Source organism: Hymenobacter bucti (assembly GCF_042681145.1).
Classification (GTDB): Bacteria; Bacteroidota; Bacteroidia; order Cytophagales; family Hymenobacteraceae; genus Hymenobacter; species Hymenobacter bucti.
In genome coordinates this window covers 398,705-421,895 of the sequence record NZ_JBHUFD010000005.1, presented here as the reverse complement: position 1 = coordinate 421,895, position 23,191 = coordinate 398,705, and the positions used below count along the sequence as shown (strand labels likewise).

16 protein-coding genes are annotated in these 23,191 nt (G+C 63.6%); 6 read left to right on the top strand and 10 right to left on the bottom strand.

Going from position 1 to position 23,191, the window contains the following annotated elements; translation table 11 throughout:
• Positions 1-157: 157 nt before the first annotated feature.
• The 3 genes from ACFSDX_RS13830 to ACFSDX_RS13820 all read right to left on the bottom strand — a co-directional run bounded on the left by ACFSDX_RS13830 (position 158) and on the right by ACFSDX_RS13820 (position 10,019).
• Positions 158-3,772, bottom strand: coding sequence for a hybrid sensor histidine kinase/response regulator (locus tag ACFSDX_RS13830; RefSeq protein WP_382314484.1), 3,615 nt, complete (start codon positions 3,770-3,772; stop codon positions 158-160).
• Between the two features lie 144 nt (positions 3,773-3,916).
• Entirely contained in the window at positions 3,917-5,977 is a 2,061-nt protein-coding gene (locus tag ACFSDX_RS13825) for an OmpA family protein (RefSeq protein WP_382314482.1), read from the bottom strand.
• Positions 5,978-6,224: 247 nt separating this feature from the next.
• Positions 6,225-10,019: a PKD domain-containing protein gene (locus tag ACFSDX_RS13820; protein WP_382314480.1), complete on the bottom strand. Its 3,795-nt coding sequence runs from the start codon at positions 10,017-10,019 to the stop codon at positions 6,225-6,227.
• A gap of 221 nt (positions 10,020-10,240) precedes the next feature.
• Here ACFSDX_RS13820 and ACFSDX_RS13815 point away from each other — a divergent pair, with 221 nt between their 5' ends.
• Positions 10,241-10,663 (top strand): BrxA/BrxB family bacilliredoxin, encoded by a 423-nt coding sequence (locus ACFSDX_RS13815; protein ID WP_382314478.1) that lies wholly within the window; start codon positions 10,241-10,243, stop codon positions 10,661-10,663.
• Positions 10,664-10,785: 122 nt separating this feature from the next.
• On the opposite strand, the gene ACFSDX_RS13810 is transcribed toward ACFSDX_RS13815, so the two are convergent.
• Both ACFSDX_RS13810 and recQ read right to left on the bottom strand, forming a co-directional pair.
• Complete coding sequence (locus ACFSDX_RS13810) at positions 10,786-11,613, bottom strand: OmpA family protein (protein WP_382314476.1); 828 nt, start codon at positions 11,611-11,613, stop codon at positions 10,786-10,788.
• A gap of 270 nt (positions 11,614-11,883) precedes the next feature.
• On the bottom strand, positions 11,884-14,094 hold the full coding sequence (recQ, locus tag ACFSDX_RS13805; protein ID WP_382314474.1) for a DNA helicase RecQ: 2,211 nt from the start codon (positions 14,092-14,094) through the stop codon (positions 11,884-11,886).
• A gap of 192 nt (positions 14,095-14,286) precedes the next feature.
• Here recQ and ACFSDX_RS13800 point away from each other — a divergent pair, with 192 nt between their 5' ends.
• The 3 genes from ACFSDX_RS13800 to ACFSDX_RS13790 are packed head-to-tail and all read left to right on the top strand — an operon-like array spanning position 14,287 to position 17,296.
• Entirely contained in the window at positions 14,287-15,294 is a 1,008-nt protein-coding gene (locus tag ACFSDX_RS13800; RefSeq protein ID WP_382314472.1) for a KpsF/GutQ family sugar-phosphate isomerase, read from the top strand.
• Positions 15,295-15,348: 54 nt separating this feature from the next.
• On the top strand, positions 15,349-16,149 hold the full coding sequence (locus tag ACFSDX_RS13795) for a dolichyl-phosphate beta-glucosyltransferase (RefSeq protein WP_382314470.1): 801 nt from the start codon (positions 15,349-15,351) through the stop codon (positions 16,147-16,149).
• Positions 16,150-16,207: 58 nt separating this feature from the next.
• Positions 16,208-17,296, top strand: coding sequence for a mannose-1-phosphate guanylyltransferase (locus tag ACFSDX_RS13790; RefSeq protein WP_382314468.1), 1,089 nt, complete (start codon positions 16,208-16,210; stop codon positions 17,294-17,296).
• 20 nt (positions 17,297-17,316) lie between these two features.
• Here ACFSDX_RS13790 and ACFSDX_RS13785 read toward each other — a convergent pair whose 3' ends face one another.
• The 3 genes from ACFSDX_RS13785 to ACFSDX_RS13775 form a co-directional block, all read right to left on the bottom strand.
• Positions 17,317-17,601: a hypothetical protein gene (locus tag ACFSDX_RS13785; protein WP_382314466.1), complete on the bottom strand. Its 285-nt coding sequence runs from the start codon at positions 17,599-17,601 to the stop codon at positions 17,317-17,319.
• A gap of 128 nt (positions 17,602-17,729) precedes the next feature.
• Positions 17,730-18,737, bottom strand: coding sequence for a 23S rRNA (guanosine(2251)-2'-O)-methyltransferase RlmB (rlmB, locus tag ACFSDX_RS13780; protein WP_382314464.1), 1,008 nt, complete (start codon positions 18,735-18,737; stop codon positions 17,730-17,732).
• Positions 18,710-19,954 carry a GWxTD domain-containing protein gene (locus ACFSDX_RS13775; protein WP_382314463.1) on the bottom strand — a complete coding sequence of 415 codons (1,245 nt, stop codon included), beginning with the start codon at positions 19,952-19,954 and terminating at the stop codon, positions 18,710-18,712. Before ACFSDX_RS13775 ends, rlmB begins: the two co-directional genes overlap by 28 nt.
• A 73-nt stretch (positions 19,955-20,027) precedes the next feature.
• On the opposite strand from ACFSDX_RS13775, the gene ACFSDX_RS13770 reads away from it, so the two are divergent.
• Positions 20,028-20,303 carry a DUF4834 family protein gene (locus tag ACFSDX_RS13770; RefSeq protein ID WP_382314461.1) on the top strand — a complete coding sequence of 92 codons (276 nt, stop codon included), beginning with the start codon at positions 20,028-20,030 and terminating at the stop codon, positions 20,301-20,303.
• Between the two features lie 9 nt (positions 20,304-20,312).
• Here the strand turns inward: ACFSDX_RS13770 and ACFSDX_RS13765 are convergent, their stop codons facing one another.
• On the bottom strand, positions 20,313-20,795 hold the full coding sequence (locus ACFSDX_RS13765) for a hypothetical protein (RefSeq protein WP_382314459.1): 483 nt from the start codon (positions 20,793-20,795) through the stop codon (positions 20,313-20,315).
• Positions 20,796-21,075: 280 nt separating this feature from the next.
• Here ACFSDX_RS13765 and ACFSDX_RS13760 point away from each other — a divergent pair, with 280 nt between their 5' ends.
• A complete protein-coding gene (locus tag ACFSDX_RS13760; RefSeq protein ID WP_382314457.1) occupies positions 21,076-21,864 on the top strand; it encodes an alpha/beta hydrolase in 789 nt (262 codons plus the stop codon).
• 102 nt (positions 21,865-21,966) lie between these two features.
• Here ACFSDX_RS13760 and ACFSDX_RS13755 read toward each other — a convergent pair whose 3' ends face one another.
• Entirely contained in the window at positions 21,967-23,031 is a 1,065-nt protein-coding gene (locus ACFSDX_RS13755; protein WP_382314455.1) for a Gfo/Idh/MocA family protein, read from the bottom strand.
• Between the last annotated feature and the right edge of the window lie 160 nt (positions 23,032-23,191).

Below are 23,191 nucleotides of genomic sequence, written 5' to 3'. Positions count from 1 at the left end.
AGAATGAAGAAGGGCTATTATCCAAGCTTGATAAATTGTATAAAATTAATGCGGCTCGCCGTAAATAAATCAACGTAGCGAAATCTTACAGGTAAGGAAAAGAGCTTTCTGATGTACAAAATGAACGTATGGTAAGCTGCCGCGCGAAGCTGCTTTGTTAAGTGCGGGCTTCCAAGTGGGGGTAGAGCTGCCCCAGCTGCTGCCGGATGGCGAGTAGCAAGGGCTCACAGTGCTGGCAGTCGCGGCGGCGGGCGCTGCGCTCCAGCTCATCTAGCTGGGTATGCAGCACGGGCACCCCAAAGTAAGCTACCTGACCTTTAAGCTTGTGCGCCACTTGGGCCAGCTTGTCGGCATCGTGGGGGAAGGCGGCACTTAGTACCTCTTCCAGCGCCGGTGCTTCGCTCAAGAAGGTGTTGATAATCTGCTTGATGAAGGCCTCATTACCGCAGGCGAGGCCTTCGAGGAGCTGCCAATCGGGGCGCACGGTAGTGGCGGGCGTCGCCGGGAGTTCGCTTGGGGTGGCTGGCAGCGCAGAGGCCGTGGTAGGGATAGTCGGCTGACGACCAGTGAAATAGGATAAGCGAGCGTGAAGTAGGGCGGGGTCGAAGGGCTTGGCTAGGGTATCGTTCATGCCCGCCGCCAGGGCCAGGCCGCGGTCTTCGGGCAGCACCGAAGCCGTGAGGCCGATGATGGGCAGCTGCCGCGCGTCGGGGAAGAACTCGCGCAGGGCCCGGGTGGCGGCGTAGCCGTCCAGCTCGGGCATCTGCACATCCATCAGCACCGCGTCGAAGGGCTCGGCGGCTTGGGTAGCCTGCTCCAAGGCTAGGCGGCCATTGGCGGCAATGACGACGCGTACATTCCAGTTCTCCAGTGTTTTGCGGGCTACTAACTGGTTGAGCTCGTTGTCTTCGGCCACCAGCACCCGCAGGGCCGGTTCGAAGGCGGGCAGTGGCCCCGCGTACACCTCGGGCTGCGCCAGGGTAGGGTCGGCCACGGGAAAAGTCAGCTCAAAAAAGAACTCCGAGCCTAGCCCCTCTTCGCTGCGCACGCCGAGCTGGCCGCCGTGCAGCTGCACCAGGTTGCGGGCAATGCTCAGCCCCAGGCCGGTGCCCCCAAACTCCCGGGTCGTGCTGGCGTTGGCCTGCGAAAAATCCTCGAAAATGGCACTGAGCTTATTGGCGGCAATGCCGATGCCCGTGTCCTGCACCGCGAAGCGCAGCGCCACGTGCAAGGCATCGGGGGCCGGCGGCGCGGCCAAGTCCACGCGGACCGTGACGCTGCCCTGGCGCGTAAATTTCAGCGCATTGCTCACTAGGTTCACCAGCACCTGCTGCAAGCGGGTGGGGTCGCCGAGCACGGCGGCGGGCACGGCCGGCGCTACCTCCACCCGTAGCTGCAAGCCTTTGCTATCGGCGGCGTAGCGGAACAGGGTGCTGAGCCGGCGCACGGCATCGGGCAGGCGGAAGGGAATCTGCTCAAGCGTCAGCTTGCCCGCCTCCATCTTGGAGGAGTCCAGGATGTCGTTTAGGATGACCAGCAAATTCTGCGACGACGAGCCGATGGCCGTGAGGTACTCGGCCTGCTCGCGGGTAGGCTGCGTGTGCTGGAGCAGGTTGGTGAGGCCGATGACGGCGTTCATCGGGGTGCGAATTTCGTGACTCATGTTGGCCAGAAACTGCGCCTTGGCCCGGCGCGAGGCTTCTGCCGCATCGCGGGCCACGAGCAGCTCCCCGTTCATTTGCTCGATGTGGGTATTCTTCTGGCGCAGCTCGCTGGTGCGCTGGCGCACCGTGCGCTCTAGCTGCGCGCGCTGGTGACGCAGCAGGCGCTCGCGGCCCCGCACTACCAGTACAATGCTGCTTACCAAAGCTAGAGCACCTAGGGCTAGCACCCAGCCTCGCTGCCACCAAGGCGCGGCAATGCTGAAACGGGTGCTCGCCACTGGGCTCCAGGTGGCCGCGGCCGACCCCGCGTAGCGAGTCCGCACATCGAGGGTATAGTGGCCCGCGCTCAGCCCCACAAACTGCGCCTCGCCCGCCGGGCTAGGCCGGCTCCATTCTTTGGAGAGGCCATGCAGCCGGTACTGGTAGAGCAGCGGCGCATCGCCGGCCGCCAGGCTCAGGCCCTGAAAAGCGAAGCTGACGCGGTGCTGCTGCGCCGAAAGCTCTCCGATGGCCGCTGGCAAATGGCTTTCGCCGTCTACTTCGGCGCCCGTTAGGGCCAGGCTGGGCGAGGCTGCGGCCCGCACCGCCCAGGTTAGGAGCGCGGAAATATCGAGGCGAAGCAGGCCGGCCTGCGTGGCCACCCAGGCGGTGGGGTGCGCGCCCCCTAGGGCCGCCGCGGCCGGCAAAAAATTGCGCGCCAGCAGGCGGATGGGCCGCGCTACGTGCCGCCGGGTATCGAGCAGCGAAAGCGCCTGCGGGTGCACCAGCAGCAGCTGCTTACCTAGGGGCACCAGGGCCAGCGTGTAGTCGTCGGGCAAGCCGGCCGGCCCCGCCGCCAGGGGCTGGTATTGGCGCGCGCCGGCTGCTAGGTAATACAGCCCCTGGCCCTCGGTGCCCACCCAGATGGTGCCCTGCGCATCTTCGGCCAGCGCGTTGGTAGCCAGGCCGCTCGGGTGCACCCGATAGTGGCGAAAACGCCGGCCAGCCGGCTCCCAGGCCGAGAGCCCGGTGCCGTGCATGCCTACCCAAATGCGGCCGGTGTGGTCGGCCAGCAAGCTGTAAATCTGATTGTGCAGCAAGCCATTGGCCGTAGTGAAATGCACGGCCGGCCGCGCGGCCGTGCCAGTCGCCGGCCGCGGCAGATGGTACACGCCATCGGCCACCGTGCCCACCCACAGCCCCGATGCCGGCGAGTAAGCCAGGGCGGCTACATCGAGCCCCGGCGGCAAGCCCGGCACGCGAGTGGCCGGGGCGCCGGGGGCCGCTGCCACCCACACGCCGCCGCGCCCGCCCTGCCAGGTGCCGCCCCCCAGGGCCGCGGGCCGGGGCAAAAGCGTGCGCGCTGGCGCCGCCAATGTGCTACTGCTGCCGGCGCTAGCCAGCGCGTGCACCAGGTTGTCAACCCAAAAAGAACGAGCGCCCGCCGCCCCCCAGATGGCCGTAGCCGCCCCGGCCGGGGCGGCCCCTAGGGCAACCCCGTTGGCCGCGTAGCGGGCGGGCAGGGGCACCAGGGTAGCAAAACGGTCGCTGTGCTGCCACAGGCCCTGGCCGGCGGTGCCCAACCAGGCATTGCCATCTCGGTCTTCAAGCAGGCAGCTGGGCGCCACATCGGCGGGTAGGGGTAGGGGGTGGTGCCGCAGGTAGGCCCGCAGGCGAGCCGTATCGGGGGCCGGGGGGCCGGGGGCGGGCGCCCGCCAGCCCTTGGGCACGGCGGCCACGGCCCGAAAAGCGGTACCTAGGGCGGGCCGCACCGAGCGCCCGCCCTGGTAGTGGGCCACCCATAGGCGGCCGGTGCCGGGCTCTTCCCACAGGCCGGTTACGAAGTTTTCGGCCAGGCCATCCTGGGTGGTGAGCGTGACGAAGCGGGCGCCATCGTAGCGCACCAGGCCCTCGGCGGTGCCTAGCCACAGGTAGCCCTGCTGGTCTTGGAGCAGGCAATAAATAAAGGGCTGGCTCAGCCCATCGGCCGGCCCAAACTGGCGCACAAAGGCGCGCGGCGCTGGCAGGGGGGCGGCGCGCCCTGCCCCGCCAGCCAGGAGCAGGCAAAGCCCCGCTGCCAACCAACGAAGATGGATGCTAAATACTGTGAATAAAGATAAAGAGCGCACGAAATAAGCGCTGGCTTATTACCAGTTATAGTGTATTTGGCCCGCAAGTTAGCAAGGGGTTTGGGTGCGGACGGGCGGGCCAGCCGCGTGGGCTGGTTTGCCCGCTCAGCCGGGCTTATTCGCGGGGAAAGAGCTCGCCGAGAGCTAGTGGCCCGCGGCTACTACCCGGAAGGTGGTGGGGCCGCTGGTGGGCTGGGGCGTGCTCGCCAGCGAGGCAACCGGCTGCTCGGTGGCCGCCGTGCTGAGGCGGCTGCTGGCAATGCCGTGGCCGATGAGATAAGCCAGAATTACTTCGGCCCGCTGCTGGCGCAGGCTGGCGCTGGCGGCATCGCTCTGGCCGCAGAGCTCCAGGCGCAGGGCGGGCTGCTCGGTGAGGAGTTGCTGAAGGCGAGCCAGCTCGGCGGCGCTTTCGGGGCGCAGCTCGGCCTGGGCCGGGTCGAAGAAAATATTGCGCAGCTCCACGATGGCGCCGGGGGCGGGCCGGCTCAGCGCCACGTCCTGCTGCTGCTCGGCGTAGGGCGCGCCGGCCGGCAGGTCTACGTTGTGCGAATACAGCAGATAGCCGGGCTGGCGCACCGCTATCCCGTAGTTGCGGCCCGATGGCAGGCTGAGCAGGTAGCGCCCCGTGGCGGCATTCGACTGGTAGGTGGCCACTACTTCACCTTTCTGGTTGTCAATAACTTCAATAGTAGCCGCCAAAGGCTTCTTGCTCGCGGCGTCCGTGATGCTGCCTTTCAGAATGGTGACGTGCGCCAGCGCGGCGGCCGTTGCGGCGGGCTTGGCGGCGGGCGAAGCGCTTTTGGCAGCCGCGGCGGAGCCCGTGGGCTTAGCCTTGCTGGCTGCCGCTACCGAGGCCGGCTCGGGACCTAGGAACGTGACGCGGTAGATGTCCTTGCCGCCCAGGCCGCCCGGCTGGTCGGAGGAGTAATAGCCGTGCTGGCCCGAGGCCGAGAGCACAAAGTACACGTCGTCGTCGGGCGTATTAATGGGCCAGCCCAGGTTTTCAGGTTCGCTCCACTGGCCCTGCGCGCTCAGGGTCGACTTGAAGATGTCGTAGCCGCCCATCGAGTCGTGGCCCTTGGACGAGAAATAGAGCGTCTTGCCATCGGGGTGCATGAACACGCCCTCCTCATCGTAGGGCGAGTTGACGACCGGGCCCAGGTTTTCGGCTGGCGTGCGGGCATCCAGCTCCAGGCGGTAAATGTCGCGGCCTCCGCGGTTGCCCTCGGGCCGGTCGCTCACAAAGTAGAGGTACTTGCCATCGGGCGAGTAGCAGGCCGCCGACTCGTGAAACCGGGTGTTGAGGCGGGCGCCCAGGTTGCGGGGCTTGCTCCAGGCGTTGCCCACTAGGTCCGATTCGTAGATATCGCCCTCATTATCCTCCATGTACACCAGCAGGTGCTGGCCATCGGCCGAAAGGCCCACGGTGGCATCGTGGCGAGCCGTGTTCACGGGCGCCCCTAGGTTGCGGGCGGGGCCCCAGGCCGAGCCCGTCCAGTCGCTTTGGTAAATGTCTTCCAGCATGCCGTCGCCTTCAGTATCGAGCTGGCCGCCCGTCGAGCCCGCCCGGCGCGAGGTCAGCAGCAGCACCGACTCATCGGCCGAGATGAGCGGGGCGTAGTCCGACATAGCCGAATTGACGGCGGGGCCGGCGTTTTCCAGCTTCACGCGCACCGGGTGGGCCTGCATTTGCAGGCCGCGGTGGCACTCGCGCACGCAGCGCGCCAGGTCGTCGGTGGTCACGGCCACGTCGTCGCTGGTGGCCTCGGCCGATACCGGCCGGGCCTGCTCATACTCCTTGATGGCGGCTTCCCACTGCCCGTTGAGGTGCAAGGCGCGGGCCAGCAGGTAGTGCATGCGGGGCTCGGCCTTGGCATCGAGCTGCTGGGCCCGCTGCAAGTACCCTAGGGCTTCTTGTTTCGTGGCAGAGTGCAAGTAGCACTCCCCTATTTTCGCATTGAGTAGGGCGTTCTTTGGATTGAATTTTTGCGCCCGCAGGTAGTGCGGCAGCGCCGCTCCAAACCGCGCCGGGTCGGCGCCAAATTCGTGGTCGCCGAGCTCTAGCTCGTGCTGCGCCAGTTTGAGCCCGTCCTTGTCAATGGTAAACTGCTCTTTGGTAAAGAGAATGCTTTGCGCCTGCGCTAGCGTGATAGTAAATCCTAAAAGCCCACAGGATAAGATGATAGAGCGAGTTAGCCAAGCCATAGAATGCATCAGGAAAAAGTAAGCAAACCAGGTAGCGGAGCCCGATTCTCGCGGTTGCTGCCGCTTGGTAGCGGCGCCGCTCAGGCTTACGCAGCTAAGTTTGCTTTTTTAATTTTTAGGATAATAAGAAGATTTAAATAACGTAGTAGCTCATAGTCAGCCTAAAGATAAAGCATAAAAAATGCAAAATGGCCAGACAATTTCTTGCCTGGCCATTTTAAAAGGAAGGAACCTAGGTGGTGCTGGTTTATTCCAGCACTACGCGGCGGGCAGCGGGCGTGCCGCCCGCCGGGCTGTACAAGAGATTGTACAGGCCCGGGGCAAACGGCAGCGCGAGCGTGCGCTCGAGGGCCGCGCCGTTCTGGGTAAGCTGCTGCTGCCACACCACGCGCCCTAGGTTATCGACCAGGCGCAGGTCGACGCTGCCCGAGCGGGCGGGCAGGCGCAGGTTGAGGCCGGTGCCGCGCGGAGTGGGCACGGGCCACACCTCAAGCCCCACGGCGCTGGCCGCCGAAGTCAGGCTCAGCAAGGCGTTGCCAACCTGAATGTTGTCCAGGTATAGGTGATTGCCAAAGTCGTTGTACCCGATGAAGCGAATGATAACGACTTTGCCCGCGTAGGGCGTCAGGTCTACCGTTTCCTGGCGCCAGTCGGCGCCCGAGGCCGGGATAAAGTAGTTGGGGGTGCTGGCGCTGGTGGGGAGGCCGTTGAGGGCGCCCTTGCTATAGGGGTTGCCCAGCACCGCGCCCGAGCAGGCATCGACCACCTGAATGCGCAGCGAGTCGATGTCGGTGGGCGTACTGCCCGCTGGGTCGGCGAAGGGCCCGTAGGCCAAGTCAAACAGTAGTGTGGGGCTGGCTACGCCGGTGAGGTTAATGGCCGGCGTGTACACGGCCGGTCGCTCACCCTTGGTCCGGTCGTCGGCAAACGGGGCCCGGATGGCGCGACTGGCCACGCCCGAGCGCCCAATGATGCCATCGACCAGGGCCCAGGCGTAGGTGCTGGGTCGCACCAGCGTCCAGCCGCGCGGCAAGGTCGGCGAACTGTCGAAGTTTTCGGCGAAGGGGAGGGCGCGGCCATCCACATCCACCACGAAGCTGCTGGTGGCCGTGCCGTAGGGGTTGGTGACGGTGAGGGTGGCTGTGTAGGTGCCGGGGGTGGCGTAGGTAACGGCCCCCGGATTGGGGTCGGTAGAGGTGGCCGGCGTGCCGCCCGGAAAGCTCCAGGCGTAGGCGGTGGGGCAGTACTGCGCCGTGCTGCTAAACGTGACGGTGCCGCCGCGGCACACGCTGGTAGACGTAGCCGTAGCCCGCACCTGCGGGGCCCGGCCATAAATGAAGACGTAGCCCGTGTCGGTGCGGGCGGCCGTGCTGGTGGCGTTGCTCACGCTCAGCGTCACGCCGTAGTGGCCCGGCGTGCTGTAGGTCACCAGCGGGTTGCGCAGGGTAGAGGTGGCCGGCGTGCCGCCCGGGAACGTCCAGGCGTAGGCCGTGGCCGCCGTTTTAAACAGCGACGTATCGGCGTACTGCACCTGCAGGCCGGGGCAGCCGGTGGTGGGCTGGTTGGAATTGAAGAGCGCTACCAGGCTGGGGGTGCTGGATGTCACGGCAATATCATCGAACGAGCGCCCGCGCCGCGTGGCCACGGTAGCGCCCGTGCCCGCGCCGCCGCCGTACTGCTGAAACTTGATGCGCACATCGGTACCTAGGGTCAGGCTGTTGGCCGCCGCAAACTGCGTGAGGTTGACCACGCTGGTCTGGTAGGTGGTGGTAGAGTTGGTGGCCAGGTCGTAGATGCGGTACCAAGTGGTGCCGCCGTCCACGCTCAGCGCCACGCCATCGGTGCGGCTGGTGCCGTTGCCCACGTACGAAACCGGCATTACCTCGTTGGTTTCGGCCGTGTTCCGGCGGTGCCGGAATGAGAGCTGCACGTCGGCGCCCGCCGCCGGGGCGATGTAGCAGATGGCTTCGTTTGTGCTCTGCACGGCCGTGGCGGCGTTGAAGGTCACGGCCGCATCTAGCAGCAGCTGGTACCGGCCGGAGGCCGGGTCGAAGCCATTCACTACCTGCGCGCGGCCGGCGCGGTAGGTATTCAGAACCCAATTGAGAGGCAGAGCCGTTTTCTCTAGGTCCTCGCTGTAGGGCGTCGGGGTGGCCACCGCGGGCCCATACACGGCTGTGTAGGCATTGAGTAGGCCGGGGCCCGTGAGCGGGTCGGTGGCCGTGGTGCCCAGCAGCCGCGCCGAGGCCGTGAGGCGAGCGTACACCTGGGTGGGCGTCAGGGTTGGTTCGGAGGAGCGCAACAGCGCCGCCACCGCCGCTGCGTGGGGCGCCGCGGCCGAAGTGCCCGAGAAATTGGGCAAGCCGTTGCCTTCGCGGTCCGACCCGAAGAACGTGTTATCCGTGCCATCTACCGAAGTGATGTTGGGCTTCTGGCGGGTTTCTACCGCCGTGAGGGCCGTGCCCGTGGGGCTAAACAAGAAGGGTAGCGCGCCCCCCTTCGAGGTAAAGGTTTCTGGCGTTTGCTGGTCGAAGTACGGCACGGCCGCCACGGCAAAGGCCGAAGCGGCCGCCGCGTGCCCCGAGATGGTGCTGCTGCCCGTGCGCCACTCAGTGAGGGTCGCGCCCGAGCCGTAGTCGATGTACTTTACGCGGGTCGGCGCCACGCCACCCCGCACCACTATTATCAGGTCGAAGGTGGTGGTGCCCGTGGCGGCGCTATTCGTAAAGTTGAAGGTTTCGACCGGGTATTGCAGGGCAATGTTGTTGTTGCTGCCGCGCGCCACGGTATCGCCCGCCACGCCGGTGCTGCTCACGGCAATCAGGTACATGTCGAGGTTGGTTCTGACCCCGGCCGTGGTATAAAAAGGGTCCGACCACTGCAAAAAAGGCCGGAAAGAGCCCGTGGCGGTCAGAGTAACACGCTGCGTAACGTCGGTAGTGGCAGCAGAGCCGTCAAAATTGAGCAGCCGCTTGGTGCCGCCCGTGGGCGTCACAAACTGCGGCGCGTTGTTCTCGTAGCTGGCATCGGCGTAATTGCCGGCCGAGGAGAAGTAGCTGACGCCGTTTTGCGCCACTACCTGGTTGACGGCCTGCGCTACTGGCCCGTCCTGGAAGAAGGGCTCGGTCAGGTAGCGCACATCGTCCACTATCACCTGGCAGTTGCCTTTGGTAGGGTCGGCGAGGTCCTTGATATGCTGCGCAAAAACGCCCTCGCCGCCATTGGCCGTGCTAAAAGCCAGGGCCGAGCCTGGGGCTAGGTCATAGATGAGCTGGCACATGGCCCGGCCTTCGTCGGTGCTGCTGCCTTCGTTGAGCACCTGCACCCCCGCGGCGGGCAGGTCGCCCGAGGCCACGTCGGTGGCCGCGCCCCCTAGGAAGTTAAACGAATCGCTCAGTACCCCGATTTTGACGCCGCTGCCAGCCACGTTTCGGGGGCGGGAGTTGCGGGTGCGGGCCGCCTCCAGCACGTAGTCGGCCTGGCTGTTGACCGCGCCGGCGTTGTGCTCGGGCTGGTACGCGCTCACTACCCCCAGCAGCCCCTGGGTAGCTAGGGCCTCCACGCCCTGGCCATTGCCGCTGAGCTGGCTCACGGGCAGCAGGCCCTCCACGAAGTGCAGCTTGGGATACGACGCCGACACCACGAAGCCCCGCTGCTGCAAGCTGGGTAGCAGCGCGTTCACATCCTGCGCCGTAATGCGCACCAGCACCGTGGGCGCCGCGCCCTTGCCAAACGTGAGCTCTGGGTGGGTGGTGCGCAAGCTTTGCTGCGCGGCCGCGCCGCCGCTTTTCAGCGCTACGCTCTCCTGGTAAAGGCGCTGCAAGTCAGCATCTAGGTGCGGATTGGGGTTGGCCAGAAAGGTGCGCTGGCTGGCGGCCGGGGTAGGCCGGGCGCGGGCGCGCAGCAGCTCGGCCGAAGGGCGGGTGGGACCGGGTTGGATGGTGCCCGGCCGCGATTGGGCGCTGGCCTGGTACCCTAGGCCAGCCCAGGCTACCAGGCCCAGCAGCAGGCGCCTAGAGTGCGTAAAGTTTTTGATAATCAAAACGGTAAAAAGGTAAGTGAGGAGGTCGAATAAGGCGACTTAGCCGGTGCCGCAGGCATTTACTAGCAATGTACACGAAAAACGGTAGGTAATAGATGAGCCTATTGCGGCCGAACCTTTTGAGGGTCTGCCTGCTTATGGAGGGCGGCGCAACGCGCGCCGTACTTTTGCGAAGGCGCCGGCGCTTTACCCGCCGGCCGAGCCCATTAAATTACCTCATTATGGCTGTTTATCCCGAATACATGGTCGCTCCCATCCGCCAGGACCTGGTGGAGGCGGGCTTCGAACAACTGATGTCGCCGCAGGAAGTAGACGCGGCCCTGGCCCCCACCGCAGGCACCGTGCTGGTAGCCGTGAACTCGGTGTGCGGCTGTGCGGCCGGTAAGGCCCGCCCGGCCCTCAAACTGGCCCTGGCCAGCGCCGATAAAAAGCCCACCAAGCTGGTGACCGTTTTTGCCGGCATGGAAACCGACGCTGTGGCCAAGATGCGCGAGCACATGCTGCCCTACCCGCCCTCCTCGCCCTGCATCGGCCTGTTCAAGGACGGCGAGCTGGTGCACATGATTGAGCGCTACCACATCGAAGGCTCCGACATGATGCGCATTGTCAACAACCTGCAAGGCGCTTTTGAAGAGTACTGCTAGTTGGCTACGCCTCCGTGCCCTAGGTGGGCGCGGGGCACTGCAACGTAAAAAGGGCCGCCAATTTGGCGGCCCTTTTTCGTGCTTACTACTTGGGGCTGGTTTTTACCAGGGCCTAACAAAAGCTAGTTGGCCATCACCCTAAACTCGATGCGCTGGTTGCGCTGTAGGTCGCCATTGAGGGCACTGGCGCGTAGCGGAATGCTGGCCCCGTAGCCCATTATGGTCAACCGGTCAGTCTTTATTTTGTGCTCGGTGAGGTAGGCGGCAATTACCTGGGCCCGTTGCTTGGTCAGGACCACGCCGGCTTCGTAATCGTCGGTGCCATCGGTGTGGCTGCTGATTTTGAGCTTCAGCTTGGGCTTGTCGGCCAGCAGCTTTACCAGGCGCTCGAGCTCGGCCGTACTGGCGGGGCTCAGCTTCGCCGTGCCCGACTCGAAGAATACATTATTGAGCAAGATGTTAGTGCCGGGCTCCAGCTTTTGCAGCCGGAAGTTGCGCACCGTTTCCGGAAAGCCCATCCGCGCGGCCAGGTTCACGTTTTCGGAGTGGAAGGGGTAGGCGCCGCTGTGCAGCACCAAGCCGTAGTTGGTGCCCGCCGGCAGGTTGATGGAATAGCTGCCCTCCGGCGTGCAGCGCAGGGTAGTAACGAGCGCGCCCGTTTCGTTATCAAGCACCTCGATGCTGGCGGGCACGGGCTTGCCGCTGGCCACGTCCAGCACGGTGCCGTGCAGCGTTACTTCCGTGACGGCCACGGGCATGGGGGCGGGAGCGACTGGCAGGGTACTGGCGGTGGCGGGCTCCTCCTCGTCTTCCGTCAGCCGCTGGGCCAGGCGCAGGGTGTCAGAGCTGGCTGCCTGGGCCAGGCTATCGGGGGCCGACTGAGCCAGGGCGGGGCGCAGGCTCCCTAGGAGCAGCGCAGCCGCCAATAGTCCGCGTAAGGGTAGGTTCATAGCCGAAGAGCGAAGAAGAGCCAGGTGCGGAACTTCTCACGGAAAGGAGGTTTGGATAATCGGACGAATATAGTACATTATCAATGGCTTCGAAAAGGCTAGTTATTTATTTTTTAAGTCTCATTTTGGGAGCGCGCTGCTTGGCCCGCGCAAAGTACCAAGCGCATTCGGAGCAGTGGGGTGGCAGCCCCAACCAGCCGCGGGATAGCACAAAAAGGCCCCGCACGAGCGTGCGGTGCCTTTTAGCAATTAAATAAAACGTGGCGATGCTTAGTTGGCCACTTCGCTCAGGAACTTGACGCGCACCAGCCGCACTTCCTCCTCCGTGAAGTCATCAACGCCGAGCTCCTGCATGGCCACGTCGATGTTGTCGGTGGCGGCCGTCATGAAGTAGTCGTAAATCTCCTCCTGCTTGTCCTCGTCCACTGCGTCGCGGAGGTAGTAGTTCAGGTTCAGCTTGGTGCCCGAGAAGCAGATGTGCTCGATTTCCTCAATCAAATCGGCCATCGTGATGCCCTGGCTCCGGGCAATGCCGACCAGGTCCATCTTCTTGTCAATCTGCTGGATGATGTAGATTTTGAGCTTCGAGCGGTTCACCGTCGACTTGATAATCACGTCGGCCGCCGTCTCAATCTCATTGTCCTCCACGTGCTTCTTAATCGCCGCCACGAAGGGCGCCCCGAATTTCTGGGCCTTGCCCTGGCCCACGCCCGAGATGTGCGTTAGCTCGTGCAGGGTCTGGGGGTAGGTGGTGGCCATCTCCTTCAGGCTGGGGTCCTGGAAGAGCACGTAGGGCGGCAGGTTTTTCTGCTTGGCTACCTGCTTGCGCAGCTCCTTGAGCTGGGTAAACAGCGCCTCGTCGTGGCCGGCCGCCTGCTGAATCTTCTCGCCGTCTTCTTCCTCCTGCTTTTCGGCCTCAAAGTCGTGGTCCTTGGTCAGCGTCATGCGCTGCGGGTTCTCGATAAAATCGATACCCTTGTCGGTGATGTGGATGAGGCCAATCGAGTCGATGTCCTTCTCCAGCAGGCCATTGAGTAAGCACTGGCGCAGCACTGACAGCCACACTTGCATGTCGCCACTCAGGGCCTTGCCCTGGCCGTACACGGGCAGCCCGTCGTGGCCATAGCTGTCGATGTGCGGGTTGCGCAGCCCTAGGAGCACCTGCGCAATGTGGTCGAGGCCGAAGCGCGCCTCGGTCTGCACCACCGCCCGCAGAGCTAGCCCTACGTGCTCGGTACCGTCAAATTTCTCCTTGGGGTGGCGGCAGTTGTCGCAAAAGCCGCAGTCCGTATCCAGGTGCTCGCCGAAGTAGTGTAGCAGCTGCCGGCGGCGGCACACCGATGACTCCGAGTAGTTCGTCATTTCCAGCAGGAGCTGCCGGGCGTTGTCGCGCTCGGTTACGGGCTTGTCCTTGCTGAATTTTTCGAGCTTCAGAATGTCGTCGTAGCTGTAAAACATCAGGCAGTTACCCTCCAGGCCATCGCGGCCGCCGCGGCCGGTTTCCTGGTAGTAGCCTTCGATGCTCTTCGGCGCGTCGTAGTGAATGACGAAGCGCACGTCGGGCTTGTCAATGCCCATGCCGAAGGCGATGGTGGCCACAATCACGTCGCAGTCCTCGCTCAGAAACGCATCCTGGTTATTCATCCGCGTGTGCGGGTCCAGCCCGGCGTGGTAGGGTAGGGCGCGCACGTCGTTCACGCGCAGCAGCTCGGCCACTTCCTCCACTTTCTTGCGGCTCAGGCAGTAAATAATGCCCGCCTTGCCCTTGTGCGACTGCACGTACTGAATGAGCTGCTTCTTAGTGTTGCGCTTGGCGCGCACCTCGTAGTAGAGATTAGTGCGGTTAAACGAGGTCTTGAAGACACTCGCATCGTCCATGTGCAGGTTTTTCTGGATGTCGAGCTGCACCTTGGGCGTGGCCGTGGCCGTGAGTGCGATGAGCGGAATCTTGCCCCCTAGGTTGTCGATAATGCCGCGAATCTTGCGGTACTCGGGCCGGAAGTCGTGGCCCCACTCCGAAATGCAGTGGGCCTCGTCGATGGCCACAAACGAAATGTTGGCTTTTTGGAGAAAGGCAATAGTGTCCTCTTTGGTCAGGCTCTCGGGTGCCACGTACAAAAGCCGCACCTCGCCCGCTATTACGTCTTTTTTGACGCGGTTCATCTCCGTCTTGGTCAGCGTCGAATTGTACACCTGCGCGTTCACCCCGAAGGCCGACAGCTGGTCGACCTGGTTTTTCATGAGCGCGATGAGCGGCGAAATAACAATGGCCGTGCCCGGCAGCACCAGCGCCGGCAGCTGGTAGCACAGGCTTTTGCCCGCGCCCGTGGGCATGATAACGAAGGTATTATGACCGGCTAGAATATTCTGAATAACAGCCTCTTGCGTTCCCCTGAATTGCCCAAAACCGAACACTTCCTTGAGTTTGGTCTTTAAATGGGCGGTCGGCGCGAGTGGCTCCGCAGTAGCAAGCAAAGGCATAGAGTAGTAGCGAGGTGTTAAAGAAGTGTGAAGGTGCCAAACGAAGATAAGCACAAAGTGAATTTTTTGCGAATTATTAGCGTTTAAGCGCAACTTTTTTCGAACGGGGCTGGTGGCTTTTATATCAATACATTATGCTCTTCTAATGTAGCGAAGTAATCAGTGCTTAGCCGCCCGGCCGTAGTTTTGGCCGTGCATCCGAATTCCGAATTCCCCGTGTTGCCGGCCCCCGTCGATGTGCTGGCCGTGGCCCGCCAAGTGCTGCTGGAAGAAGCCGACGCCCTGCGCGACGTGGCCCAGGCCGTGGCCGCCACTCCCGATTTTGCGCGTTGCGTGGCCGCGCTGCTCGCCCTGCGGGGCCGCGTGGTGGTCACGGGCGTGGGCAAAAGCGCCCACATTGCGGGCAAGCTGGTGGCCACCTTTAACAGCACCGGCACGCCCGCCCTGTTTATGCACGCCGCCGATGCCATCCACGGCGACCTAGGCATGATTCAGGCGGAGGACTTCGTGATTGCCATCAGCAAGAGCGGCGACACACCCGAAATAAAAGTGCTGGTGCCGCTGCTGCGCCGCAAGGGCGTGCCGCTGGCCGCGCTGGTCAGCAACGCCGACTCGTACCTGGCCCAGCAGGCCGCCTACGTGCTGCACGCCCCCGTGCGCCGCGAGGCCTGCCCCCACGACCTGGCCCCCACCACCAGCACCACCGCCGCCATGGCCCTGGGCGATGCCCTGGCCGTGTGCCTGCTTGAGTGCAGGCAGTTCTCGGCCCAGGATTTTGCCCGCCTGCACCCCGGCGGCACCCTAGGTAAGAAATTATACCTGACCGTGGGCGACCTCAGCCGCCAAAACCAGCGCCCGCAGGTGGGCCTGGGCGCCTCGCTGCGCGAAGTGCTGCTTGAGATATCGGGCAAGCGCCTTGGGGCCACGGCCGTGCTTGATGCGGCGGGCCAGCTGGCCGGCATTATCACCGACGGCGACCTGCGCCGCATGCTGGGCCGCGGCCATCTGGCCGACCTAGAGTCGCTGACGGCTCAGGATATTCTGACGCCGCAGCCCGCCACCATCGGGCAGGAGGACTTTGCGGCCGAGGCGCTGCGCCGCATGCAAGAGCGCAATATTACCCAGCTCATTGTGCTGGATAACGGGCGGTTTGCGGGCTTTATTCACCTGCACGATGTGCTGCGCGAAGGATTGGTATAAATAAAACCCGCTAACTTCACCCGTCCCTAATTACCTACGTCGCTGCTCGCTGCTTTGTCCGCTCCGGTTCTTTCGCTTTTGATTCCGGCCTATAATGAGGCAGCTCGGCTGGGTGCTACGCTGGGCCAGGTGCTGGCCTACCTGCACGCCCAGCCCTACGCCAGCGAGCTGATTGTGGTGGACGATGGCTCGACCGACGACACCGTGGCGGTAGCCGAGGAGTACTTTGCCTCGCACACCGGGCGCGTGGCTACCCGCGTGCTGGGCTATACCCCCAACCGGGGCAAGGGCTACGCCGTGCGGCAGGGCCTGCTGGCTGCCCGCGGCACCGTGGCCCTCTTCTCCGACGCCGACCTCTCAACACCCATCGCCGAGGTGCCCGCCCTGCTGGAGCCCATCCTGGCGGGCGAGTGCGACGTGATATTTGGCTCGCGGGCCCTTGATGACCAGCTCATTGGGCAGCACCAGCCCTGGCTGCGCGAGCAGAGCGGCCGGTTTTTCAACCGTATGGTGCGCCTGGCCACCGACCTGCCCTACGCCGACACGCAGTGCGGCTTCAAGGCCTTTCGGCTCGACGTGTGCACGCCGCTGGTCGAGAGCGCGCTCCTCGACCGCTTCGGCTTCGACGTAGAGCTGCTCTTTCTGGCCCACCAGGCCGGCCTGCGCCTGCGCGAGCAACCCGTGCGCTGGAACGATGCGGCGGGTAGTAAAGTAGGCATGCTCAGTGGCTTGCACGGGTTTCGGGAGCTGTGGGCCCTGCGCCAGTATAGCCGGCGCGGCTGCTACGCCGCCGCCCTGGCCCGCACCCGCCAGCTGGCTGCCAGTCAGGCAGCTATACCAGGCGTATCTATATAGTAATGCCAGAGTAGCCGCCCAGGTACCTACATTTGTAATTACACTAGCTTATATTAGAATGAATAATACCTATCTCGTTGTGATGGCGGGCGGCATTGGCAGCCGTTTTTGGCCCTTTAGCCGTACCCAGCACCCTAAGCAGTTTCACGACGTGCTCGGCGTAGGCCGCTCGATGCTGCAACTCACCGTGGACCGCTTCCGCGGCATTTGCCCGCCCGAAAACGTATTTGTCGTAACCAACCGCGACTATGTAAGCTTGGTGCAGAGCCACTTGCCCGACCTGCCAGTCGACCAGATTCTGGGCGAGCCCATCGGCCGTAACACGGCGCCCTGCATTGCCTACGCCAGCTACCGCATTGCGCAGCGCGACCCCAATGCGACCATCATTGTATCGCCCGCCGACCATGCCGTGCTGCGCGAAGAAGAGTTTCGCCGCCTCATCCGCGAGGCCGTAACGGCGGCGCGCCAGCACGACGTGCTCATCACGCTTGGCATTCAGCCCTCGCGCCCCGACACCGGCTACGGCTACATTCAGTACATGGATGGCCCCGAGAACCGCCTGGAAGGTAACGACTTGCACAAAGTTAAGACCTTCACCGAGAAACCCAACGGCGAGCTGGCGCGGGCCTTCCTGGAGAGCGGCGACTTTCTTTGGAATGCGGGCCTCTTCATCTGGCAGGCTAGCGCCATTCTGCAGGCCTTCCGCCACCTGCTCAGCGACATCTCGGAAGTATTTGACGAGGGCGCGGCCCAGCTAGGTACCCCCGATGAAGCTGCCTTTATCGACGAGGCCTACGCCCGCTGCCGCAACATCAGCATCGACTACGGCATCATGGAAAAGGCGGACAACGTGTACGTCCTGCCCGCCGACATTGGCTGGAGCGACCTAGGCACCTGGGATTCGCTCTACCGCGTGGGCCAGCGCGACCCCCAAAACAACGTTATCGACGGCGACGTGATGCTCTACGATACCCAGGACTGCATCATCAAGACGCCTTCGGAGCGCTTGGTGGTAGTGCAGGGTCTTGAAGGCTACATCGTGGCCGAGTACGACAACGTACTACTCATCTGCCAGCGTACGGAAGAGCAGCGCGTGAAAGAGTTCGTAGCCGATGTGAAAGCTAAAAAGGGCAACGGCTTCCATTAGAAGAATTGCTTCTGCGTCAGTTATGAGAGCTGCCGCAGAAGTAATTCAAGCCGCTGTTTTATCTTATCCTGCGCCTGTTGTCGTTCGAACAACTCAGTTCCTGGTTGTGCTACCCGTCTGCTTGTAGAAGCATATCTAGCGCATTGCTGGTGTAACTCGTTGAGGCGAATAAGCTTTTGTGTTTCACTAATTACCAACTCACTAATGATGGTATTGAGCCGCTGAAGTTGAATAGTGTGACGGTCTAAAACGGTGATAATTTCAGCTAGCAACGAAGCTAAGCGGTCAGCTGGGCGAAAAGACATAAGTAAGCTATTTACAGTACTTTAAACAGGTGCCCAAGCCTAAATTAAAAGGGGGCGTGACAACTACACTTGTCGCGCCCCCTTTTAATTTAGGATGTTTTACAACCAGTTCTACTACTTACGCAGCATTATTCTCTGGCTTTCGCTACTTCAAACAGCATAATACCGGCCGCCACGCCTACGTTCAAGCTTTGAATCTGGCCGCTCATCGGGATGCGCAGGCGCTGGTCGCAGAGGCGCAGTAGGTCGGGCGAAATGCCGTCCTCTTCCGAGCCCATGACTACGGCGATGGGGCCGCTGAGGCTGGCGGGCGCGGTGTGCCCTAGGTCGGCATCAGCCTTCTCGGTACAGGCTACCACGGTGAGGCCGCTGTTTTTGAGGAACTGGATGGTCTGGTGCAGGTCGGGCTCGCGGCACACGGGCAGCAGGTTGAGGGCGCCGGCCGAGGTTTTCACGGCGTCGCCGTTGATTTGGGCGGCGCCGCGTGCGGGCACTACCAGCGCCTGCACGCCCATGCACTCGGCGGTGCGGGCGATGGCGCCGAAGTTGCGCACGTCGGTTACGCGGTCGAGCAGCAGCAGAAAGGGCACTTTGCCATTCTCAAACAAGCCAGCCAGCAGCGTATCGAGCGGGGCAAAGTCGATGGGCGACACGTAGGCCACCGCGCCTTGGTGATTTTTGCGGGTCATGCCCTCCAGTTTCTCCAGCGGTACCATCGACACCGGCACGTTGGCCGCGCGGGCTAGGTCCGAAATGTCCTGGGTCATGCTGTTTTTGGTGCCGCGCAGCAGGAAAATCTTGTCCAGCGTGCGGCCCGCGTTCAGCGCTTCCAGAATAGGGCGCAGGCCAAACAGCATGTCGATGCTGCGGTCGGCCGCCGGGCGGGTATTGTGCTGTTTATGGGGCGCATCGGCGGGCTTACTACGCTGCACCTGGCGGCCCTGCTCGTCGTAAAACGGGCGCTGGGGGCGCGCACGATTGGCGCCCGCATCGCTGCCGCCGGGGCGGTCGTTGCGGGGCGCGTCGCGGGCGGGGCGGCGCTCGGGCCGGCTGTCGCCGGCGCCTTCGCGGAAGCGGCGCGGCACATAATCGTCTTCGAATCCGCCGTTTACCGGGCGGTCAGTGTCTTTCTCCATCGTTCTACGGCGGCATACCAGAGCGTTTGGTACTCGGGGCGGCGCACCAGTTCGTAGTTATCAGGTGCTAAGGTACTAGGGCGCGGCCGGAAGGTGAAGATAGTCGCGCGCCCGGTGCGGTCCAAGGCATCATACGTCCAGCGTTCTTCACCCGTACCTAGGCGCCGCACGCTGGCTGGCGCACCCAGCACCACGTATAGCAGGCCCCGGTCGGTGAGCCAGCCGGCTTTGTGGCCCGTAAACAGCTCGTTAGCTAGCGTTACCAAGCCATAGTAGCGCCGAATGTAGTCGCGGCCCCGCGCTTGGTCGCCCCCTGCCGAGGCCAGCCAAAACTGGTCGACCGCCCGCTTGGGGTCGGCGGCTTGGCGTAGCTGCTGGCGCTCGGCGGCAGTGGTCAGGTACAGCAGCGGCTCGATGAGCTCGGGCGCCGTGCTTTGGCCCGGAAAGCTGGTTTCCACCACCAGTAGCGGCACCGTGCGCACGGGCTCGCCGCCCGCGCCGCCTACGCGCAGCGCGTACAAGCCCTGCTGCGGCAGGCGCAGCAACTGGCCAGCTGGCAGCGCCGCGGCCGACGAGTCGAGCACCCCTAGGGTGCGCGGCGCGGCGGGCTGGCGGCGCGGGTCGGCAAAGGGGGGCAGGGCCGCCGCGCTTGTGGCGTAGCGGCGCCACCGCACCGGCTGCCCCAGCCCAAAGCCCGCGATGGCCACCGCCTCGCCGCTGCGCACGTAGGGCCGCGTGAGCACAAGGCCCATCGAGTCGAGCAGCACAAAGGGCCGGGCTAGGCGCTCGGGCGTGAGGCGCAGCCAGGCGGCGGTAGCCGGATTTTGGTCGGAGCCGGTGAGCTGATTATTCAGTACTGGCTGGTCGAGGCGCACTTGCAGCACCGCCCCGGCCGGGGCCTGCGCCGCTGGCAGCGCCACCGTGAGTACCAGCACTGCGCTGGCTGGGTCGGCGCCGGGGTACAGGCGCAGGCGTTGGGTGGCCTGCCACAGCGGCCGCTGAGTATCGTAGCTCGGCCACACCGTGAGGCGCAGGGTGGGCAACGGCTGCCCAGCCGGGCCGGCGGGGCGGTTGAGCAGTAGCCGCAGGCTATCGCCCTCGCGGCGGGTTTCGACCAGTAGCCGGCTGGTGCTGGGCTGGTAGAAGCGCGCAAAATCGGGGCGCTGCTCCGGCGTCTGGGCTGCGGCCCCAGCGCTGCCGAGCAGGCTTAGTAGCACAAAAAGCGCCCCGCGGTTGTTAAACTTGAACCCTAATCGGCCGTACACCCGGCTCTGTCTTTGCTTCCCATCCATGAGCTTCTGGATTTCACTCCTGCTATTTTTCCTGGTTGTACGCTACATCTTGCCCGTGGTACTACGGGCCGCGCTCGGTGGCTTCGTGCGGCAGCAGGTGCACAAGGCCCAGCAAGGAGGTTTTTACGCGTCCAACGGCGGGTTTCAGGCCCCGCCGCCCGCCGCCACGCCCGGCCAGGTGCGCGTAGACTACGTGCCACCCCAAGCCGCTGGCACCGAGCGCAAGCACGAATTTCGGGGCGGGGAATACGTGGACTACGAAGAAGTGAAGTAGCCGTGGGGTCTAGTGGGCGGCCGGCTGCACCACTGGTACCACCAGCGGGGGCTGCACCAAGGGCTGGTTGAGGGCCAGCCGGCGGGCCGAATACGGCGTGCCGTAATTAATCTCAAAATCTGCCACGGCCTTGGGGTCGAGGGCCCCGTTTTTGAGCAGCCGTGCGCTGTATAGCAAAAGGGCCAGCTTGCTAGGTGGCAGGTTGCCAAACGTCGTGTTCGGCCGCGGCATTTCCACCACTTTGTGGGAATCAGTAAAAACGAATTGCAGGTAGGATGCCCAACCGGGAGGGTCTTGCAGTACCAACTGCCGCACAACAAAGAGCCGCTCGTTCTGGGGTGAGCTGACGTAGTATTCCTCGGTTTCGCCCTTTTCGAAGCGCGCGTAGGGCTGCCCATCCACGGTGATGAGGTCCTTTTTGACGGCAACCTTCTGGGCATTGGCACTGAGCGCGGCGGCGGAAAGCAGGAGGGCGGCGAGGGTAGTTTTCATATTGGTGAGAAAAGGTGGGGGCTAAGCCGAACCAAACTTTATGCCGCAAGTTGCGTGGTGCGTAAAGTCTCGTTCCGGTAATTCGCGCCGCCGGGTCTTGGTGGTGGCAGGCTACCCAGGCCCCCCAGCAGCTCCGGCCAGGGGGCCACCTAGGAGCTGAGCCGGGCTACCTTCGCCGCACATTTCTCCAGCTTTAATCGGCCTTGTTATACTTCTGCATTTGGCTTCGACTTCTTCATTTTTTAGCAATATAGTTCTGATTTTCAGTATTATATACCACTTGCCTGCCTTGGCCCAAACCGCGCCGGTGCCCCTGGCTATTGGGCAAACGTTCACGCTGCCATCGGGGGCGCTGCGCGAAACCCGCCGCATCAACGTGTATGTGCCGCCGGGCTACGTCGATTCGGCCGCGGTACGGCTGCCCGTGCTGTACATGCCCGATGGCGGCCTAGGCGAGGATTTTCTACACGTAGCGGGCCTCGTACAAGTGCTCACGAGCAATGGCACCATGCGCCCGTTTATCCTGGTGGGCATCGAAAACACCGCGCGCCGCCGCGACCTCACTGGCCCCACCACCAGCGCGGCGGACCAGAAAATTGCCCCGCAGGTAGGCGGCTCGGCGGCCTTTCGCCAGTTTCTGCGCACCGAGCTCATGCCCCTCGTGCGGCAGCGCTACCATACCAGCACCGAAACCGCCATCATGGGCGAGTCGCTGGCCGGCCTATTTGTGCTGGAAACCTTCTTGCAAGAGCCCGACCTGTTCGATACCTACGTGGCCTTTGACCCCAGCCTGTGGTGGAACAACGGCGGGCTGGTGGGCCAGGCCGCAACGCGGCTGCGAGCCTACAACGGCCCGGCCAAAACCCTGTATGTGGCTTCGAGCAGCGATGACCTCAAAATTCCGGAGTCGCGCCGCCTGGAGCCCGCACTGAAGGCGGCGGCCCCGCCCAGCTTACGCTGGTACTACAACGCCATGCCGCAGGAAACGCACGCCACTATCTACCATCCAGCCGCCCTCCAGGCTTTGCGGTTGGTGTTTGCCCCACCCACAAAGCGCACTACTAAATAATCAGTTAATCAGTAGTCTGGAAAAAGCAAATAGAGCCGACGGCTAGCCTAAAACGCCGCTTTGGTTGGCCGTGACGCAAAAAGCAGCCGGCTGCAGCGCAGCCTACTGCCGCGGCAAATACACCGTTTTGTTCTCCTTAATTGACTGCCGGGCCGCGTCCAGTATTTCAACCACCAGCATATTAGTGGCCAGCGACGAGAGCACGTCTTCGGGGGCGGTGCCGCGCACCACGGCTGCTAGGTAGGCAAAGGGCTCATCGTAGGGCGCGGGCGGGGCAGGCACGGTTTGGTCCTGGGGCGCGTCTTTTTCGCTGCGGCGTACGCGCACATGGTCGCGGTCGAGGGCCACGACCGAGCCGGTCTGGCCGTACACTTCCAGGTCTTTGCGGGCGTAGGGCCAGTTCCACGACGCCTGGATAACGCCCTGCGCCTTGGCATAATTGACCAGGATGGTCACGTCGTCCTCTACTTTGGGATACACATCGGGCTTGATGTGCAAGGCGCTGGCCGTCACCGACAGCGGGCGCTCGCCGTGCATGAGCCACGTCATGAGGTCGGCGCCGTAGCAGCCAAAGTCAATCAGCGCCCCGCCGCCGTTCTGCACCGGGTCGGTGAGCCAGTCCAGAAACTCCTTGTTCACCCCGATTTCCTTGGGGCCCTGGTGGCCGTCGTGGGCCACCATACGCCGAATGTCACCTAGGGCCTTGTCTTGCACCAGTTGGTAGGCCTGGCGGTTCGAGCCGTACCAGGTGGTTTCGTAGTTGGTGAGCAGGTGGATGTGGTGCTTTTGGGCCAGGGCCGCCATTTGGCGGGCGTGGTCCATGTTCACGGCTAGCGGCTTTTCCACCATCACGTGGATGCCCTTGGGCGCGCAGGCCTGCACCACCCCTAGGTGCTCGTAGATGGAGCCAAACGCCGTGACCGCCTGCGGCTTGGTCTTGGCAAGCATCTCAGCCAGTGATGGATACACCAGGTCCATGCTCAGGCCGTACTGCTGCACGTAGCGCCGCGCCAGCTCGCGGTTGGGCTCCGCGATGCCCACAATTACGAGGTCGCCGCGCTTGGAGCGGCCCAGCAGCCCGTGCACGTGGGTGTGCGTGAGGCCGGCCACGCCCACCCGCAGGGGAGGCGGGGTTTGGGCGTTGGCCAGGCGGCCAATTAACAGCATGAGCAGCGCAACAGCGGCGAGTAGCAACCTAGGCATCGGGGCGGGTGGGAAGGGTGAGGTGACAAGAGACCGCGGCCCCTCTGGCCGGGTTGCCGCGATGGCCCAAAGGTGCAATTATTTTCTTGCTAGCTGCCTGGCTACTACTTTTAAAGCCCCGACT